The sequence below is a fragment of the Streptomyces sp. NRRL F-5135 genome, from assembly GCF_000719775.1.
Classification (GTDB): Bacteria; Actinomycetota; Actinomycetes; order Streptomycetales; family Streptomycetaceae; genus Streptomyces; species Streptomyces hebeiensis.
In genome coordinates, this window is sequence record NZ_JOHR01000001.1 from 737,690 (window position 1) to 755,476 (window position 17,787).

11 protein-coding genes are annotated in these 17,787 nt (G+C 73.1%); 7 read left to right on the forward strand and 4 right to left on the reverse strand.

Annotation, left to right across the window (positions count from 1 at the left end; translation table 11 throughout):
• Positions 1 to 22: 22 nt before the first annotated feature.
• Both IG02_RS0103330 and IG02_RS35855 read left to right on the forward strand, forming a co-directional pair.
• On the forward strand, positions 23 to 991 hold the full coding sequence (locus IG02_RS0103330; RefSeq protein WP_037801838.1) for a helix-turn-helix transcriptional regulator: 969 nt from the start codon (positions 23 to 25) through the stop codon (positions 989 to 991).
• Between the two features lie 238 nt (positions 992 to 1,229).
• On the forward strand, positions 1,230 to 2,804 hold the full coding sequence (locus IG02_RS35855; RefSeq protein ID WP_078854138.1) for a D-alanyl-D-alanine carboxypeptidase family protein: 1,575 nt from the start codon (positions 1,230 to 1,232) through the stop codon (positions 2,802 to 2,804).
• Here IG02_RS35855 and IG02_RS0103340 read toward each other — a convergent pair.
• Complete coding sequence (locus IG02_RS0103340; protein ID WP_078854139.1) at positions 2,710 to 3,597, reverse strand: pentapeptide repeat-containing protein; 888 nt, start codon at positions 3,595 to 3,597, stop codon at positions 2,710 to 2,712. The genes IG02_RS35855 and IG02_RS0103340 overlap by 95 nt on opposite strands.
• A gap of 267 nt (positions 3,598 to 3,864) precedes the next feature.
• Here IG02_RS0103340 and IG02_RS0103345 point away from each other — a divergent pair, with 267 nt between their 5' ends.
• Together IG02_RS0103345 and gap are read left to right on the forward strand one after the other, a co-directional pair.
• Positions 3,865 to 4,812 carry a GlxA family transcriptional regulator gene (locus tag IG02_RS0103345; RefSeq protein ID WP_030741558.1) on the forward strand — a complete coding sequence of 316 codons (948 nt, stop codon included), beginning with the start codon at positions 3,865 to 3,867 and terminating at the stop codon, positions 4,810 to 4,812.
• A gap of 265 nt (positions 4,813 to 5,077) precedes the next feature.
• Positions 5,078 to 6,076 carry a type I glyceraldehyde-3-phosphate dehydrogenase gene (gap, locus tag IG02_RS0103350; protein ID WP_030741560.1) on the forward strand — a complete coding sequence of 333 codons (999 nt, stop codon included), beginning with the start codon at positions 5,078 to 5,080 and terminating at the stop codon, positions 6,074 to 6,076.
• A gap of 61 nt (positions 6,077 to 6,137) precedes the next feature.
• Here the strand turns inward: gap and IG02_RS0103355 are convergent, their stop codons facing one another.
• Both IG02_RS0103355 and IG02_RS0103360 read right to left on the reverse strand, forming a co-directional pair.
• Complete coding sequence (locus IG02_RS0103355) at positions 6,138 to 8,798, reverse strand: ATP-binding protein (RefSeq protein ID WP_030741563.1); 2,661 nt, start codon at positions 8,796 to 8,798, stop codon at positions 6,138 to 6,140.
• A 256-nt stretch (positions 8,799 to 9,054) separates the two neighbouring features.
• The gene (locus tag IG02_RS0103360; protein WP_037802149.1) at positions 9,055 to 10,431 is read right to left on the reverse strand and encodes a M14 family zinc carboxypeptidase; all 1,377 of its coding nucleotides are present in this window, start codon (positions 10,429 to 10,431) and stop codon (positions 9,055 to 9,057) included.
• Positions 10,432 to 10,782: 351 nt separating this feature from the next.
• Here IG02_RS0103360 and IG02_RS0103365 point away from each other — a divergent pair, with 351 nt between their 5' ends.
• The 3 genes from IG02_RS0103365 (at position 10,783) to IG02_RS38670 (ending at position 17,081) form a co-directional block, all read left to right on the forward strand.
• Positions 10,783 to 11,070 (forward strand): DUF1360 domain-containing protein, encoded by a 288-nt coding sequence (locus IG02_RS0103365; RefSeq protein ID WP_037802151.1) that lies wholly within the window; start codon positions 10,783 to 10,785, stop codon positions 11,068 to 11,070.
• A 34-nt stretch (positions 11,071 to 11,104) separates the two neighbouring features.
• A complete protein-coding gene (locus IG02_RS42035) occupies positions 11,105 to 11,257 on the forward strand; it encodes a DUF7196 family protein (RefSeq protein WP_199813941.1) in 153 nt (50 codons plus the stop codon).
• 319 nt (positions 11,258 to 11,576) lie between these two features.
• Positions 11,577 to 17,081 carry a beta strand repeat-containing protein gene (locus IG02_RS38670; protein WP_078854140.1) on the forward strand — a complete coding sequence of 1,835 codons (5,505 nt, stop codon included), beginning with the start codon at positions 11,577 to 11,579 and terminating at the stop codon, positions 17,079 to 17,081.
• An 88-nt stretch (positions 17,082 to 17,169) separates the two neighbouring features.
• On the opposite strand, the gene IG02_RS0103385 is transcribed toward IG02_RS38670, so the two are convergent.
• A complete protein-coding gene (locus tag IG02_RS0103385) occupies positions 17,170 to 17,736 on the reverse strand; it encodes a TetR/AcrR family transcriptional regulator (protein ID WP_030741570.1) in 567 nt (188 codons plus the stop codon).
• Positions 17,737 to 17,787 lie beyond the last annotated feature (51 nt).

Sequence of the window (17,787 nt, forward strand, 5' to 3'; positions counted from 1 at the left end):
CGACCGACCCGATACTGACTGCATGACCCGACACGGAGAGCTGGGCATCGCCCTGCACCGCTGGCGTGAGCGGATGACACCGGCCGAGGCCGGGCTTCCCCGGGCCGAGCCGCACCCGCGGCCCGGCGCCGTTCCCGGGTCCGGGTCCAAAGCCGGTTCCGGGTCCGGGTCCGAGACCGGTTCCGGGTCCGGGTCCGAGACCGGTTCCGGGACCGGGCTGCGGCTCGCGGAGCTGGCCCGGCTGACCGGCCTGTCCGAGGACTACCTGGCCAGGCTGGAGGAAGGCCGGGCGACCTCCCCGTCCGTCCAGGTCCTCACCGCGCTGGCGCGCGCCCTGTGCCTGTCCGACGACGAGCGCGGACACCTTTTCCTGCTCGCCGGGCAGTCACCGCCCGGCACCGGGCGCGTGCCGGACCGCGTCCCCGCCAGCGTGCGGCGGCTGCTCGGCAGGCTGCCGGGCACCCCGCTCGGAGTGCACGACGCGGCCTGGAACCTGATCACCTGGAACCCGCTCTGGGCGGCGCTCCTCGGCGACCCGGCCGCGGCCCCCGGGCGGGACCGGAACGCCGCCTGGCGCCACTTCACCGGCGTGCCCGGCCGGATCACGTACACCCCGGAGCAGGAGGCCCGCTTCGAGGCGGCGCTGGTCGCCGACCTCCGGGCGGCGACGGTCCATTACCCCACCGACGTCCGGCTCCGCTTCCTGATCGGGGAACTGCGCCGGGTCAGCGGCCGGTTCGCGGTGCTGTGGAACTCCCGTATCACCGGCCTCCACGACACCACCGTCAGGACCGTCCGGCACCCGGAGGCCGGCTCCCTGACCCTGGAGTGCGACACGCTGACCGTACCGGGGTGCGACCTCAGGATCACCGCGTACTCCGCCGCGCCCGGTACCGCGGCCGCCGACCGGCTCAAGCTGCTCGACGCGCTCGGCCACGACGCGGGCCTGACGGCGGCTCCGGGAGCGGCTCCGAAGACCGCGCCTCTCTGACGGGACGCGCCCGCCCCACGTACCCGCTCACGACACCGCCCCCTGGCCCACCACGTGGTCGATGACGCGCCCAGCACCTTCCATCACCCGTTCGGGTGCGGAGTCACCGCGGTCACGCACCGTACGCGGAGGGCTCGACCGCCGCCCGCTCAACCCGGCGCGCCGGGGCGGGTGGCGTATACGTCCGGACGGCTCAGGCGGCGGTGCGCGCGGCGCGGACCGTTCCTACGGTGGCTGAATGTGCTTCAGATCCGTGCCGCGTCCGTGCCCCGCGCGCCTCGTCCGCACCGCGCGCTCCGTCCGCACCGCACACCTCGTCCGTAGCGGGCGCCTCGTCCGTAGCAGGCCCTCCGCCCGCACCACGCGCTCCGCGCCCTCCGCGCTCCTCGCGACGGCGGTGTTCCTCGCCACCGGCCTGCTCGTCCTCCTGCCCGCGTCCGCGCCGGCCGCCGCGGATCCCCGTACCGATCCGGCCACGCGCGGCGCGAGCTTCTTCGTCTTCCCCGGCTCGGCGGGCCCGCACGGCACCGCCGTCTCCCGCACCTCGGGGGTCCCGCTCCCACTCGGGGCGCGGCCCTCCCCCGGCGCCCCGACGTCCGCCGGCCCGGGGGCCCCGGCCGCCTCTCCTTCGGTGGCCCGGGGGACCCTCGTCGACCGCAGGCTGCTCCACCGTCCCGGCACCCATGTGCGGCCCGCGCGGGGCGCGCCCCGGCCGCCGCGGCTGTCCGCCCTGTCCTGGCTGGTCGCCGACGCCCGTACGGGTGACGTGCTGGCCGCGCACAACGCCCATCTCGAACTGCCTCCCGCCAGCACGCTCAAGACCCTGTTCGCCCTCACCGCCCTGCCCCGGCTGCCGGAACACGGCCGGCACACCGTGACCGACGCCGAGCTGGACGACATCGGCCCCAACAGCAGCACGGTCGGTATCGCCCCCGGGCTGGAGTACGAGGTGGCGGACCTGTGGCGCGGCGTGTTCCTCAGCTCCGGCAACGACGCGGTGCGGGCACTCGCCGCGATGAACGGTGGCGTCGACGCCACCGTCGCCCAGATGCGGGAGAAGGCGAAGCTCCTGGGGGCGCTGGACACGCACGTCGTCTCGCCGGACGGCTACGACGCGCCCGGGCAGGTGTCCTCGGCGTTCGACCTGGCGGTGTTCGGGCGTACGGGTCTGGCCTCTCCCGCGTTCGTCCGGTACAGCTCCACCCGCGACGCGCTGTTCCCCGGCGACGGTTACATGTACGGCATCCACAACACGAACCGGCTGCTGAGCGGCGAGGACGGCATCGAACCGTATCCCGGCCTGATCGGCGTCAAGAACGGGTACACCTCCAGCGCCGGCTACACCCTGATCGCGGCCGCCCGGCACGGTGAGCGCACGCTGGTGGTCTCGGTGATGAACCCGCAGTCGGGCTGGTCGGGCGCGGTGTACGAGGAGGCGAGGGAGCTGCTGGACTGGGGCTTCAAGGCCGACGGCAAGGTGGCGCCGGTCGGCTCGCTCCAGCCCCCGCCGCCCCCGCTCCCGCCGCGGCCGGCGAAGGCGGGCCCGGAGCCGGGGCCGGTCGCGCAGGCGGTGCGTACCGCTCCCCCGGCGTCCTCGACGCCCGGCTCGCCCCCCGGTACCGCGTCCGCCTCCCCGCCGACGCACGCCCTCGCCTCCGGGGACGAGGGCGACGAGGGCGGCGACGGCGCGCTGTCCGGCGTCCCGGTGCCCGCCGCCCTCACCGGCGCGGCCTGTGCCGCGGCGGCCTCCCTCTTCCTCGTACGGCGACGGTGGCGGGGCCGTCGGGCGCCCGCCAGTGGCCCGGGCGGCTGAGCGGGTCCGGCAGCCGGGTGGCGGCATCGCCCCTGGCCGCGTTGGTCTGGGACTGGGTGAGGAAGATGCTGCCCGTCAGGTCGGCGCCCCGCAGATCGGCGTCCCTGAGGTCCGCCCCGATCAGGTCGGCCAGCCGCAGGTCGGCGCCCCGCAGGTCGGCGGCGATCAGATACGCCCCGCGCAGATCGGCGCCCCTGAGGTCCGCGCCCCTCAGCCGGGCCCCGAACAGGTCGGCCCCCCTGTGGTTCTTCTTCCTGCCCCGGACCTGCGCCCGCACCAGCTCGCTCGTGCGAAGCAACAGCGGATTGACGGCGGCCCGCCGGGCGGCCGGGTCCAGGGCCAGCAGAGCTTCGGCGTCGGTGGTGCGCGTCAGGCGCTCGGTCTCCTCCAGCTCGCGGCGCAGCTCGCCGTACAGGGGACGCGCGGGCTCCAGCGTGAGGGCCTCGGTGAGGTACCACAGCACCTCGTGCAGCTGCCGCATCACCGGCAGCACGGCGAACATCCGCCGGGCGGCGGCCGGATCACGCCGCCAGTCCGCTCCTTCGAAGGTGACGCGCGAGACCTTCTGGCCCGCGCCGAAGCAGTCGTACACGGTGCATCCCCGGTAGCCGCGCTCCCGCAGCTCCGGGTGGACACCGCACCGGAAGTCCGCGGCCAGGTGGCCGCAGGCGTCGCCGGCGGCCTTGTCGACCGGGAAGTCGGCCGAGGCCGAGAAGGCCAGCGCGACGCAGCACAGCCCGGCGCAGCGTCCACAGTCGGCCCGCAGATCGGAGCGGTCGGTTTCGTGGGACAAGGGGATCCGGATTCCTGTCGCGAGGGGCTGGGCGGTACGGGGGCGGCCGGGGCCTGCCCTGCCACCCGGACGAGCCCGAGTCTAGAACGTGCCGTCCGAGCGGCGCCGTCCGCCCGGAGGACGGGATCCGTGTCGTCGGGCCGTGGCAGGATGCTTGCGGTAGACGTCATCACGGTCATGCGCGCACGGTCGCGGGCGCACGGTCATGACCGGAACCGCGGGCCCGTGCGGCCGTGCGACCGCGGGAGGAAAGTCGGAGGAGGCCCATTGGGTCACGAGAACCATCGCGTAGCCGTACTCGTGCTCGAAGGCGCGAAGCCGCTCGACGTCGGCATCCCGGCGCAGGTCTTCTCCAACCGGCCGAGCATGCCGTACGAGGTACGCGTGTGCGGCCCCGCGCCCGGACCGGTGACCGGCGGCGACGGCCTCTCGTATCACGTGGCCGAGGGCCTCGAAGGCTTGGAGCACGCGGACACCGTCTTCATCCCCGGCTATCGGGAGCCGGCGACGACGGAGCCGCCGGCCTCGGTCGTCGGCGCCCTCCTGGCCGCCCACGCGCGGGGGACCCGGCTCGCGGCCATCTCGACGGGGGCGTTCGCACTGGCGGCCACGGGCCTGCTCGACGGCAAACGGGCGACGACCCACTGGCACTACACGAAGGCTCTGGCCGAAAGGCATCCGCTCGTGCTGGTGGACGAGAACGTGCTGTTCGCGGACGAGGGCGACGTGCTGACGTCGGCGGGCGCGGCGTCCGGCATCGACCTGTGCCTGCACCTGCTGCGGCGCGACCACGGAGTGGGACTCTCCAACCATGTGGCGAGGCGGCTGGTGGCGGCGCCCTATCGCAGCGGAGGGCAGGCGCAGTACGTGCCCCGGAGCGTGCCGGAGCCGCTCGGCGACCTGTTCGCGAGCACGCGTGAGTGGGCCCTGGCGCACCTCTCCGAACCACTGACCCTGGAGACCCTGGCCCGCAACGCGCGGGTGTCGGCCCGCACCTTCTCTCGGAGGTTCGTGGAGGACACCGGCTACACGCCGATGCAGTGGGTGCTCCGGGCGCGCGTGGACCTGGCGCGCGAACTGCTCGAACGCACCGATCTGGGGGTGGAGCGGATCGCCGCCCGGGTGGGGCTCGGCACCGGTGCGAATCTGCGTCTGCACTTCCACCGCATTCTCGGCATCTCCCCCACGGAGTACCGACACACCTTCTCGCCCTGAGCCCGGCGGCCCTCCCCCCTGCCCATGGGGCGGCGCGGCAGCCTGGCGGGATCCTTGCGCGTCGTGGCGTTCAGGCCACTGCCCGTCCGGGATCCGGATGGCGACGCTGGAGAGGCGGAACGAGTGGAGCCGCCCTCAGCACCCCCGGCTCCACGATCGTGCCGCGTGACCAGCGCATTCCTCACCAGTGCGTTCATGACCAGCGCATGAGCAGGGCATCGACACACGCCCGGCGCAGACCCACGATCTGGAAGGCAGAGCCGCCATGACCCGCGTCGCCATCAACGGATTCGGCCGCATCGGACGCAACACCCTCCGCGCCCTGACCGAGCGCGACAGCGACCTCGACGTGGTCGCCGTCAACGACCTCACCGCCCCCGCCGACCTCGCGCACCTGCTCAAGTACGACAGCGCGCTCGGCCGCTTCGGCCGCTCCGTCGAGGTCGACGGAGCCGAACTCGTGGTCGACGGCCGCCGCGTCAAGGTGCTCGCCGAACGCGAGCCCGCCGACCTGCCGTGGGCGGAGCTCGGCGTCGACATCGTGCTCGAGTCCACCGGCCGCTTCACCGCGGCCACCGCCGCCCGGGCGCACCTCCGCGCGGGCGCCGGCCGGGTCCTGGTGAGCGCTCCTTCCGACGGAGCCGACGTCACACTGGCCTACGGCGTCAACACGGACACCTACGACCCCGCCGAGCACGTGATCGTCTCGAACGCCTCGTGCACCACGAACGCGCTGGCCCCCCTGGCATCCGTCCTGGACGACCTGGCGGGCATCGAGCACGGCTTCATGACGACGGTGCACGCCTACACCCAGGAACAGAACCTCCAGGACGGTCCCCACCGCGATCCCCGCCGTGCCCGCGCCGCCGGGGTGAACATCGTGCCCACCACCACCGGAGCCGCCAAGGCCATCGGCCTGGTGCTGCCCAACCTCGACGGCAAGCTGTCGGGCGACTCGATCCGCGTGCCGGTCCCGGTCGGTTCGATCGTGGAGCTGAACACGACGGTCTCCCGCGAGGTCACGCGCGACGAGGTGCTCGCGGCCTACCGCGCCGCCGCGGACGGCGAGCTCAAGGGCATCCTCGAATACGCCGACGAGCCGCTGGTCTCCAGCGACATCACCGGCCACCCGGCGTCGTCGATCTTCGACTCGGCCCTGACCCGCGTCGACGGCAGGCACGTCAAGGTGGTGGCCTGGTACGACAACGAGTGGGGCTTCTCGAACCGGGTCGTCGACACGCTGGAACTGCTCGCGCGCGCCTGAGCCACGCGTGCCGGGCGCCCCGCCCGGTCAGCGCCCCGCACCTCCACGGGCCCCCGCCCGGTCAGCGCTGCGCGTGCCGGGCCTCCAGCGCCGTCCTCGCCCGCCGCACCAGCCCGTCCGCGCCGCAGCTCTCCGCCAGTTCCAGCCCGCAGGACAGCTCCGCCGGGAAGCCGGCCGCGATCCCGTACTCGACCCGCGCGGCGGCGCGTTCGTACGCGCACGGCGAGGACTCCAGGTGCGCCACCGCCTGTCCCAGCAGTTCGATCCGCGACTCGCGGTCCTCCTTCAGGGACGCCGCGCAGCACAGGGCGATACCGATGGCCGTGTGCGTGCCGAAGCGCTCGGCGCGGTCGCGGGCGTACGAGGCGAGCTGGGCGGCCCGGTCCGGGTCCTCGTCCGCGAGGGCCCGTGCCAGGTCGCACGCCCAGGGGGCCATGACGACGCTGTGCCGGCCCCGGGACGTCAACGCCCGTCCGGCCGCTTCGAGTTCGGCCACGGCCTCCCGCTTGCGGCCGAGCGCGAGCAGCAGCCGGCCGCGCACGGAGGGCGCGTCGGGGATGACGATCGAGGACGAGTAGGGCGTGGTGAACGCGTAGCGTTCGGCGGCCTCGTGCGCCTCGTCGACCCGGCCGCGCGCGAGCAGGGTGTCGATGAGCATGCAGGCGGCGTCCCAGTGCATGGGCAGCCCGTCGCCCACCCGGTCGGCCAGCCGCAGGCTCTCGCGCAGATACGTCTCGGCGTCCGCGAGCCGGCCGCGCCTGCGGTGCACGTATCCGACGAGCGCGTGCGCGAAGGCGAGGTGGCCGCCGCTCCAGCCGGAGATCTCGAACGCCCGCAGCGCCTCCGTGAACAGGCTCTCCGCGCGGTCGAGCCGGTCGGCGAAGGCGTACGAGAGGCCCAGCAGGGCCGGTGGTTCGAAGCCCCACGCGGCGTCGGTCCAGCCGATGCCGGCCGGAAGACCGCCGTCCACCAGCGCGCGGTCCGCGATCTGGACGACCTCCTCGGCGTTCTCGCCCCGGGCCGTGCCGTCGAAGGCGCGCAGCATCAGCAGGACGCGCTCGGTGTTGTCGCGCCCGGTGATCCCCTCCGCCGTACGGGCCAGCCTGCGCGAACGCCCCGGCCCGTCCTCCTCGACCGCCTGCACTCCCTCCCACAGGAAGTGCGCGGCCTGGAGCCGCATCCGGTCGGGTCCGGGCTCGGCGCGGGCCGCTTCGGTGGCGACCACGTGCGCGGCGTCCCCGGCCTGGTTGTTGTGGATGAGGGCCTGGGAGAGCCGGAAGACGACGTCCACGCGGAGCGAGTCGTCCAGGTGCTCGGTGTGCAGCGCCGCCCGCAGATGGGCGACGGTGGTGGCGGGCGAGGTGAGCAGGGTGGCGCAGCCCAGTTCGTACTGCACGAGGGGGCGGACATGATCCAACGGCGGTTCGGTCAGGGCGCGTTCGAGGCAGCGCCGCGCGGCGTCGGGCGCCCCGACGGCGAGGTGCTCGGCGGCGGCCTCGCGCAGCTGCTCGACCAGTTCCGCGTCGCCGTCCGGATGCACTTCGAGCAGGTGCGGTGCGGCGGCCGCCGCGCCCCGGCCGCTGCGGGTCACCGCCCAGGCGGCCAGGCCGTGCATCGCGGTGCGGACACCGGAGGGAATGGCGCGGTAGATGGCCCCCGCGATCAGCGGATGGACGAATTCGAGCGGGTCCGTGCCGACGAGAATGCGCGCGGCCCGCAGCCGCTCCGCGCACTCGTCGGCCTCCTCATGGCTCATCCCCGCCAGCGAGACCGCGAGGTCGAGCGAGATGTCCGTGCCCAGGATCGCGGCGGCCCAGGCGAACCGGGTGGTCGCCGTGCCCAGTTCCTCCAGCCGGGCGATGAGTCCCTGGCCGCGCGCCGAGGCGCCCAGCGCCCGCAGCCGGCCGGCGGACTCCTCGACCGGGGCGAGCCCGGCGTCCCGCACCTTGGCGAGCAGTTCGACCGTCTCGTACGCGTTGCCGCCGGTCACCGCCCACACCTCGCGGCAGAACGGGTCGTCCGCCTCCTCGCCGAGGGCGGCCCGGGTGAGCCCGGCGGTGGCGTCGGCGGTCAGGGCACGCAGGCTGACCAGCAGTTTGGCCGCCATCCCGAGCGTGTGCAGATGCCGTACGGCCTCCCCTACGGCCTCTTCCGTGCGGTACGCGACGACGACCAGCACGGGCTGCGCGCCGGGCGGGCGCTGCGCGAAGGAGGCGAGCCAGGCGAGGGTCTCCAGGTCGGCCCACTGCGCGTCGTCGACGACGAGGACGAACGGCCCGTGCACCTCGGCCAGACGTAGGACCAGCTCGTCCAGCGCGTCCCGGACGCCCTGCGGGTCGGCGTGCTGCTCACCGGGCGGCGCTATGCCGAGCGCGGGGCCCGCGATCTCGTACCGGCCGCCGAGCAGGTCCCGCGCGTCCAGGGGCTCCCCGGCCGGTCCCGCGGTCGAGAAGGCAGGCAGCAGTAACTGCCGTACGACGTGGAACGGTACGGGGGTGACGGTCTCGCCGCCCCGCGCGGACCACACGGCGCAGCGGCCGTCCGCCAGCCGGCGCACCTCGGAGAGCAGCGCCGTCTTGCCGAGTCCGGCGGCACCCCGGTAGACGAGCAGTCCCCCGGTACGCGATTCCCCGCAGAGCTCGTCCACGGCGTGTGCCGCCGCGGCGAGTTCGGGCTCGCGCTCCAGCAGCGGGAGGGTGCCTTCGGACTCCGGGCGGTGCACCGGCCTACCTCCCCGTTCACGGGCTTGGTCTTCACGCATCGTCTTCTCGGCTGTCATCGGATCGCGCAGGTGAGCGGTGCTCGGGTCACCGTGGTGAGGGTACTCCGCGGCGGACCGGGCGAGCCTGGATAGCGACTATTTCGGCCGTTCCACTGCGCATCGACGAGTTTGGGCGTAGAAGGCGTCGTCGCGTGCGCGCGAGTCGCGGCGCCGGCGGCCGCCGCGGAGCCGACGGAGGCGGAGGCGGAGGCGGACCTCATGTTCGTACGGCTTTCGGCTCACTGGAGCGGGCGGCGAGTTCGGCCACGGCGAGGACCGTCCTGAACTGGTGCTCGACCTGGTCGTGCACGGGTATCCAGCGCGCCCCGCAGTCCACCTCGAAGGCGGCGCAGCGCCGGGTGAGGAAGCGGTCGAGGGTGGTCCGTACGTCCTCCGGCTCCGGGGCGGCCGGGCCGTCGGCGGCCGGTGCGGACGAAGCCCCGTACGCAACGGCGAACATCTGCCCCAGCAGGCCCGCCGTACGGACGACGAGCCGCTGTGCGGCGATCCGCAGGGCCATGATCCGCGCCCGGTTCAACGGCAGGCCACCGTCCTCCGGGCCGCCCGTCCCGCCGAGAGGGCCTTCGGGAGCCCACTCGTCCGCCAGGCCGGGGCACACGGCCAGATACTCCTCGACCGGTGCGAGCAGCGGCGCCGTGGCGGCGGTGAGGGCCGGACGCACGCGTTCCAGGAGCCCGGCCAGCAGCCGGGCGTCCTCGCGCAGTCGGCGGCTGATGCCCTCCAGGGCGCCGTGCGGGTCCGGGTGGGGCGCCGTGTCGCCGACCTCCTCGGCGGCCCACATCGGCGCCTCGACCACGGCGGTGAGGGTGCCGTAGCGGTGCGGACGCAACCACGTGGACGTCGCGGTGGCCGCGGGCAGGGAAAGGAACTGATCGGCCTCCTGGGGCCGCGGCATGTCGTAGACGCCCGGACCGGGGCTCGGCCAGAAGAACGCGTCGTAGGGCCCGCGTTCGACGGGAATCCGGAACTCGGCCGCGGACCGGTTCAGATGATCGGCGAGCCCGGGAAGCTCCCGGGTCAGCTGGACGAAGCTGCCGCCGACGTCCACCCCGTGCAGGGAGCACTGGAGGTACGGCCGCAGCTCGTCCTGGAGCCGGAGCAGGGCCCGGGTCTCGGGCATGGGCGCCGCGGCCGGTTCGGTGGGCAGCCACTCCGGCTGCCGGGCGAAACCGGGGCGGAAGAAGTGGCGGTAGTGGTGGACGAAGGTCATCGGGCCCTTGAGCCACCGCTCGTTGCGGCGGGCCCCGTCGGGGTCGAGGCAGAGGACGAAGTGCCAGGTGGTGTCGGAGATCCAGGGCCCGTACGGCACCCTCGCCGACGGCCCGCCCGGGCGGCCGGCCCGGACCAGGTAGTGGGCCAGCCGCAACGCGGTGACCCCGCCGATCGGTTCATTGGCGTGCGGCCCCGCGACGACGAGCACGTCCCGGCTGCCGTGCCCCACGGAGAGCACCCGTATCGGCTCGCCGGCCCTCGACGTCCCGATCGACCGCAGGACGGCCCGGCCGGGATGAGCGGCGGCCAGCGTCGTGGCCCGGGCGGTCAGTTCGTCCACCGTGAGATAGCCCCCTGGCACGACGGCCCCCGTTCGACTGCACTACGGCGTCTCGACGCCCCGGGCTCCGGCGACATCGCCGGTCCGCGAGGCATAGGTGATGCTCCGTCACGGATGGTGAGCGAGTCAACACCCTCGCGCCCGCCGGTGCGTCTGATACGTCCCGGGCGGCCACGTCCGCCGACGCCCGTCTGCCGGGGCGCCCATGGCCTCCCGCTCCCTCTCGGCCCGGAGGGCCGGGGAAAGGACCCTGAGAGGAGCGCCGCCCCACAAGCACCACAACAGCACATGATTTCCTTGCGTATTCCTGTCATGGAAATGCTCGCGCAAGGGGCCTACCGCGAGAATAGGGCTCGTCTTACGATGAATTGCATGGACCCGGTGGTGTTTCTTTTGTCCCTCGGCGCGATTTGTCGTATCACCAGATTTATAACCAAGGACGTACTGGCTGCCGGGTTGCGCACGTGGGTGGCCGATCGCTTCGGGGAGGAATCCGGTCCCGCCTATCTGGTCACCTGCGGTTGGTGCACGGGGATCTGGGCCGCCGCATCGGTCGTGCCGCTCGCCTTCCTGGCCGGCGACACCACCGCCTTCCGGGCGGTCGCCATGGTCCTGACGCTGTCCTACCTGGCGGGCCTGGCGTCCGCCTGGCTCGACTGAACGAAGTGCGACGGAGTACGGAGGAGGAGTTCCCATGGGATGCAACTGCGGTGCACGTGCCCGCGGGCGAGCGACCATCTACCGGCTGGTCCTGCCGAACGGCGTCATGCGCGACTACCCCACCCGCCAGGAGGCCGAGGCCGCGCGTCGGCGCGGCGGCGGCACCGTCATCGTGGTCAACCAGTAATCGCCGAACCGCCGGCGCCCTTTCCGTGAGCGGGGCCGACGGCCTATGGGGTGTGGGTAGCGGATAATATCTGAATTACGCCCCCGGCCCCCTTTGAGCGCTCCGCCGTACGGGTGCCGTTACGTGCACCCGTCTGGCGGATGAACGGGCCCAGGGCACCTACTGGGAGGCACTGCAAGTGAATCCCCGGCGCCCACTTGTGCGGCCGGGCGAGTAATGCGCCGACACAGCTCCATTCATTCCGGCGTGCCATTTCCCCCGTCATCCGAAAGGGCGTCGGGTCGCTCTGGCCCCGTACACTCCCAACGGAGGCTGCACCTTGGCCAGTTCCATCACCACGCTGACATCGTCTCCCAATCCCTCGGTCTGCGGGGAGTCGGTCACCTTCACCGTCCAGGTCTCCCCGGTACCGCCGGAGACCACCACCCCGACCGGCACCGTCAGCGTCATCATCAGCGACGACGGGCCCACGCTCGTCGGCACCCTGGACGCCGCCGGCCAGGCCCAGGTCACCATCGACGACCTGAGCGTCGGCACCCACCAGGCGATCGCCGCCTACAGCGGCGACAGCACCTTCGACCCGTCGTCGTCCGGCCTCGTGAACCAGGTCGTGAACGCCGCGGACACCACCACCGTCGTGACGGCCGGCCCGAACCCCTCGGTCTGCGGCGAGACCGTCACCCTCTGCGCAACCGTCACCATCGACCCGCCCGGCACGGGCACCCCGACCGGCACCGTCACCTTCACCGGTCCCGGCGGGCTGAACCAGACCGCCGTGCTCGACGGCAGCGGCGATGCCTGCGTGACGACGGCGGTGCTGAGCACCGGCACTGTCACGGTCACCTACAGCGGCGACGACTGCGCCGCGAGCTCCACGGGCACCGTCGACGTCACGGTCAACCAGGCGGACACGACGACAGTGGTGACGGCAAGCCCCGACTCGTCGGTCTGTGGCCAGCCGGTCACCCTTTGTGCGACGGTCGCCATCGAGCCGCCCGGCGGCGGCGTCCCCACGGGCACGGTGACCTTCACCGGGCCCGGCGGCTTCGGCCAGACCGCCGTGCTGGACCCCGCCGGCCAGGTCTGCGTGACGACCGGCTCGCTGGCCACCGGCACGGTCACCGCCACGTACAACGGCGACTCCTGTGCCGCGCCGTCCACCGGCACGGTCGACGTGACGGTGAACGAGGCACTGACGGACATCGACGTCACGGTCAACCCCGACCCGTCCGTGTGCGGACAGAGCGTCACCATCTGCGCGACGGTCACCACCCAGCCACCGGGTTCGGGTACACCGACGGGCACGGTGACCTTCACGGCCGACGGCGGTCTCAACCACACCGTCCCCCTCGACGCCGGTGGCCAGGCCTGTGTCACCACCACCACGCTGGTCACCGGGGAGGTCTCCGCCGTCTACAACGGCGAGGGCCCGTGCTTCGCGGGCTCCGCCGAAGCGGTCGCGGTCACGGTCGGCCAGGCCGCGACCACCACCTCGGTCACCGCCACCCCCGATCCGTCGGTCTGCGGCGAGCTGGTGACGGTCTGCGCGACGGTCACCATCGACCCGCCCGGCTCAGGTACGCCGACAGGGACGGTGACCTTCACCGGCCCCGGCGGGCTGAACCAGACGGTCACCCTGGACGCCACCGGCGAGGCGTGTCTCACGACCACCGCGCTCGCCGCCGGCACGATCACGGCCACCTACAACGGCGACAGCTGCGCACTGAGTTCGACCGGCAGCACGGACGTGACAGTCAACCCGGCGGACACCACGACCACCATCGCCGTCACCCCGGACCCGTCGGTGTGCGGCCAGGCGGTCACCTTCTGCGCGACGGTCACCACCGACGCCCCCGGTTCCGGCGTTCCGACGGGCACGGTCACGTTCACGGCCCCGGGCGGTTTCAGCCAGACCGCCGTGCTGGGCCCCGCCGGACAGGCGTGCGTGACCACCACCACGCTTACCACCGGGACGGTCACCGCCGTCTACAACGGCGCGGCGTGCTTCAACCCGTCCACCGGCACGGCAGACGTGACGGTGAACGAGGCGTCGACGACCACGGTGGTCACCGCCTCCCCCGACCCGTCCGTCTGCGGCCAGACGGTGAGCCTGTGCGCCACGGTGACGACCGACCCGCCCGGCTCGGGCACCCCGACCGGCACCGTCACCTTCACCGGTCCCGGCGGCCTCAACCAGACGGTGGCCCTGAACACCGCAGGCCAGGCCTGCCTCACGACGACCTCGTCGGCCACCGGCACCGTCACCGCCGTCTACAACGGCGAGGGCCCCTGCTTCGCCGGCTCCTCCGGCACCGTCGCCGTCACGGTCGGCCCCGCCGACACCACCACCACGGTGACGGCAGTGCCCGACCCCTCGGTCTGCGGTGAGCCGGTGACGGTGTGCGCGAGCGTCACCGTCGACCCACCCGGCTCGGGCACCCCGACCGGCACCGTCACCTTCACCGGTCCCGGCGGGCTCAACCAGACGGTCACCCTGGACGCCACCGGCGAGGCCTGCCTGACCACCACCTCGCTGGAGACCGGCACGATCGCGGCCACCTACAACGGCAGCTCCTGCGCCAACCCGTCCACCGGCACCGCCGACGTCACGGTCAACCAGGCGGCGACCACCACGACCGTGACCGCGATCCCGGACCCGGCGGTGTGCGGCCAGACGGTCACATTCTGCGCGACCGTCACCATCGACCCGCCCGGCTCGGGGACGCCGACGGGGACGGTGACCTTCACCGGCCCGGGCGGGCTGAACCAGACGGTCACCCTGGACGCCACCGGCGAGGCCTGCTTCACCGCCCCCGCCACGCTCTCCGGCACCGTCACGGCCACCTACGACGGCGACGACTGCGCCGCGCCCTCCACCGGCACGGTCGACGTGACGGTGAACGAGGCGTCGACGACCACGGTGATCACCGCGACCCCCGACCCGTCGGTGTGCGGTCAGACGGTGACGCTGTGCGCGACGGTGACCACCAACGCGCCCGGTTCGGGGACGCCCACGGGCACGGTGACGTTCACCGGCCCCGGCGGCCTCAACCAGACGGTGGCCCTGGATCCGAACGGCAAGGCCTGCCTGACCACCACCACCCTGGCCTCGGGCACCGTCACCGCCGTCTACAACGGCGAGGGCCCGTGCTTCGCCGCGTCCAGCGACACCGTCACGGTCACGGTCAACCCGGCCTCGACCAGCACCACGGTCTCGCTCACGCCGAACCCGTCGGTGTGCGGGCAGACGGTGACGGTGTGCGCGAAGGTGACGACGAACGCGCCCGGTTCGGGCACGCCCACCGGCACGGTGACGTTCACCGGCCCCGGCGGGCTGAACCAGACGGTGCCACTGAACGCGAGTGGTCAGGCGTGCTTCACCACGACGTCGCCGGCCACCGGCACGGTCACCGCCACGTACAACGGCGCGCCCTGCTTCACCGCGTCGAGCGGTACCGCCTCCGTCACGGTCAACCCGGCCTCGACCAGCACCACGGTCTCGCTCACGCCGAACCCGTCGGTGTGCGGGCAGACGGTGACGGTATGCGCCAAGGTCACCACCAACGCGCCCGGTTCGGGCACCCCGACCGGCACCGTCACCTTCACCGGACCCGGCGGGCTCAACCAGACGGTGCCGCTGAACGCCGCCGGCCTGGCGTGCTTCACCACGACGTCGCTGGCCACCGGCACCATCACCGCCACGTACAACGGCGCAGCCTGCTTCACCACATCGAGCGGCACGGCCACCGCCACGGTGAACGAGGCGGCGACCACCACGACGGTGACGGCGACGCCGAATCCGTCAGTGTGCGGTCAGTCGGTGACGGCGTGCGCGAAGGTGACGACGAACGCGCCCGGTTCGGGCACGCCCACCGGCACGGTGACGTTCACCGGCCCCGGCGGCCTGAACGTGACGGTGCCGCTCGACGCCGCCGGCCAGGCCTGTCTGAGCAGCACGTCCCTCACCTCCGGCACGATCACGGCCACGTACAACGGTGAGGGCCCCTGCTTCGCGGCCTCCTCGGGCTCCGCCACCCTCGTCGTCAATCCGGCCGCCACCACCACGACCGTGACGGCCACGCCGAACCCGTCCGTCTGCGGCCAGTCGGTCACGCTCTGCGCAACCGTCACCGCCAACGCGCCGGGCTCCGGCACGCCGACCGGCTCCGTCACCTTCACCGCGCCCGGCGGGCTGAACGTGACGGTGCCGCTGAACGCCGGCGGGCAGGCATGCTTCACCAGCACCTCGCTGATCACCGGCACCGTCACGGCCGTCTACAACGGCGCCAGTTGCTTCCTGCCGTCCACCGGCGCGGCCTCCCTGACGGTCAATCCGGCCGCCAGCACCACGACGGTGACGGCGACACCGTCGACATCGGTGTGCGGCCAGTCGGTCACACTCTGCGCGACGGTCACCCTCGCCCCACCGGGTTCGGGCACCCCGACCGGGACGGTGACGTTCACGGGTCCCGGCGGGCTCAACCAGACGGTGGCCCTGAACGCGAGTGGTCAGGCATGCTTCACCACGACGTCGCTGGCCACCGGCACCGTCACCGCCACGTACAACGGCAGCGGCTGCGCCGGCGGCTCCAGCGGCTCCGTCGCCGTCACCGTGAACGAGGCGGCGACCACGACGACCGTCACGGCGACCCCGGGCACGTCCGTCTGCGGTCAGTCGGTGACGGTCTGCGCCAAGGTCACCACCAACGCGCCCGGTTCGGGCACGCCGACGGGAACGGTGACGTTCACCGGTCCAGGCGGGCTCAACCAGACGGTGCCGCTGAACGCCGCCGGCCAGGCCTGCATCACCTCGACCTCCCTGGCCACCGGCACGATCACCGCCACGTACAACGGCGAGGGCCCCTGCTTCGCCGGCTCGTCCGGTACCGTCGCCGTCACGGTCAACCCCGCCGCCACCACCACCGCGGTCACGCTCGTGCCGAACCCGTCGGTGTGCGGGCAGCCGGTGACGGTGTGCGCGTTGGTGACCACCAACGCACCCGGTTCGGGCACGCCGACGGGAACGGTGACGTTCACCGGTCCAGGCGGGCTCAACCAGACGGTGGCCCTGAACGCGAGTGGTCAGGCATGCTTCACCACGACGTCGCTGGCCACCGGCACCATCACCGCCGTCTACAACGGCGCGCCGTGCTTCACCGCCTCCACCGGCACGGCCGCCGTCACGGTCAACCCGGCGGCGACCACCGTGACGGTCACGGCGACACCGAACCCGTCGAACTGCGGCCAGACGGTGACGGTCTGTGCCGCGGTCAGCACCAACGCGCCCGGTTCGGGCACGCCCACCGGCACGGTGACGTTCACCGGCCCCGGCGGGCTGAACGCGACGGTCGCGCTCAACGCCGCCGGCCAGGCCTGCTTCAGCTCCACCAGCCTGTCCTCCGGCACCATCACCGCCCACTACAACGGAGCGCCGTGCTTCAAGGAGTCGACGGGTTCCGTGGTCATCAACGCGACGACCGTGGCCACCACTCTGACGGCCGCACCCCGGCAGGTCCGGCTGCGGCTCAATGGCACCTTCGTCATCCAGACCATGAACGCGACGCTGAGGAACGCCGCGACCAACGCACCGATCCCGGGCATGACGGTGACCTTCACCGCCAACGCGGTGAGCGGGCCGATCCTGATCGGCACGGCCGTCACCGACGCCAGCGGCGTGGCGACCCTCGCCCCGCCCACCGTCACCGTTCCCGGCACCATCGTGACGGCGTCCAGCTACACGGCGTCGTTCGCCGGAGCAGCCTGCTTCACACCGTCCTCGGTCACGGCGGGCCTGTCCTTCGTCCCGTTCCCGCCGGTCCCGTAACCCACCCGACCGCACAGACCGCGCCGGGCCGCACACCGCGGCCCGGCGCGGGCCGCGTCCTGAGCCCCCGCACCCCCGGCTCTCCCCGTCACTCCTCCCCCTCAAGGCGGTCCACCACCGCGCGCACCGTCGCCAGCACGAGTTCGCGGTCCAGCGGCGCGCCCTCGAAGTTGCGGTGCATGGGCCAGCCCTCGATGAGGGCGTCGAGCGCGCGGCAGGTGGCCTCGGAGAAGTGCACGGCGAGGCTCTCGCGGCTGACGAGCAGCCAGTCCCGTCCGAGCGCGCGTACGGCGTCGTCGTGGTTGCCGTACGCGTACATCTCGAACAGCGCGGTCATCTCCCTCGGCGTGGCGTAGCCGGTGCCGCAGATCAGTTCCGCGACCGCCTCGCACGCCTCGGCCCGGGTCGTGGCGGCGCTCAGGACCTGCCGGTAGTGGACCGACATGGTTGACGAGAGCCGCCGGAACGCCGCTTCGAGGATCGCGGCCAGGCCGTCGAAGTAGTACGTCAGCGAGCCGAGCGGGACGTCGGCCCGCTCGGCGATGAGCCGGTGGGTCGTCTTGTGCACGCCGTGGTCGACGATGACCTCCAGAGCGGCGGCGACGATGCGGTCCTTGCGGTCCGGATCGTTCGCGACCTGCCTGCGCCCAGCCATCGGTCTTTCCTCCCACGGGCACGCGTCCACGTGCCTGCGACGACCTTCTCA

Bases quoted from the DNA above. Each gene is read 5' to 3' on its own strand.
- IG02_RS0103330 (WP_037801838.1), top strand. From the start codon at position 23: ATGACCCGACACGGAGAGCTGGGCATCGCCCTGCACCGCTGGCGTGAG.
- IG02_RS35855 (WP_078854138.1), top strand. From the start codon at position 1,230: ATGTGCTTCAGATCCGTGCCGCGTCCGTGCCCCGCGCGCCTCGTCCGC.
- gap (WP_030741560.1), top strand. From the start codon at position 5,078: ATGACCCGCGTCGCCATCAACGGATTCGGCCGCATCGGACGCAACACC.
- IG02_RS0103365 (WP_037802151.1), top strand. From the start codon at position 10,783: ATGGACCCGGTGGTGTTTCTTTTGTCCCTCGGCGCGATTTGTCGTATC.
- IG02_RS42035 (WP_199813941.1), top strand. From the start codon at position 11,105: ATGGGATGCAACTGCGGTGCACGTGCCCGCGGGCGAGCGACCATCTAC.
- IG02_RS0103385 (WP_030741570.1), bottom strand. From the start codon at position 17,736: ATGGCTGGGCGCAGGCAGGTCGCGAACGATCCGGACCGCAAGGACCGC.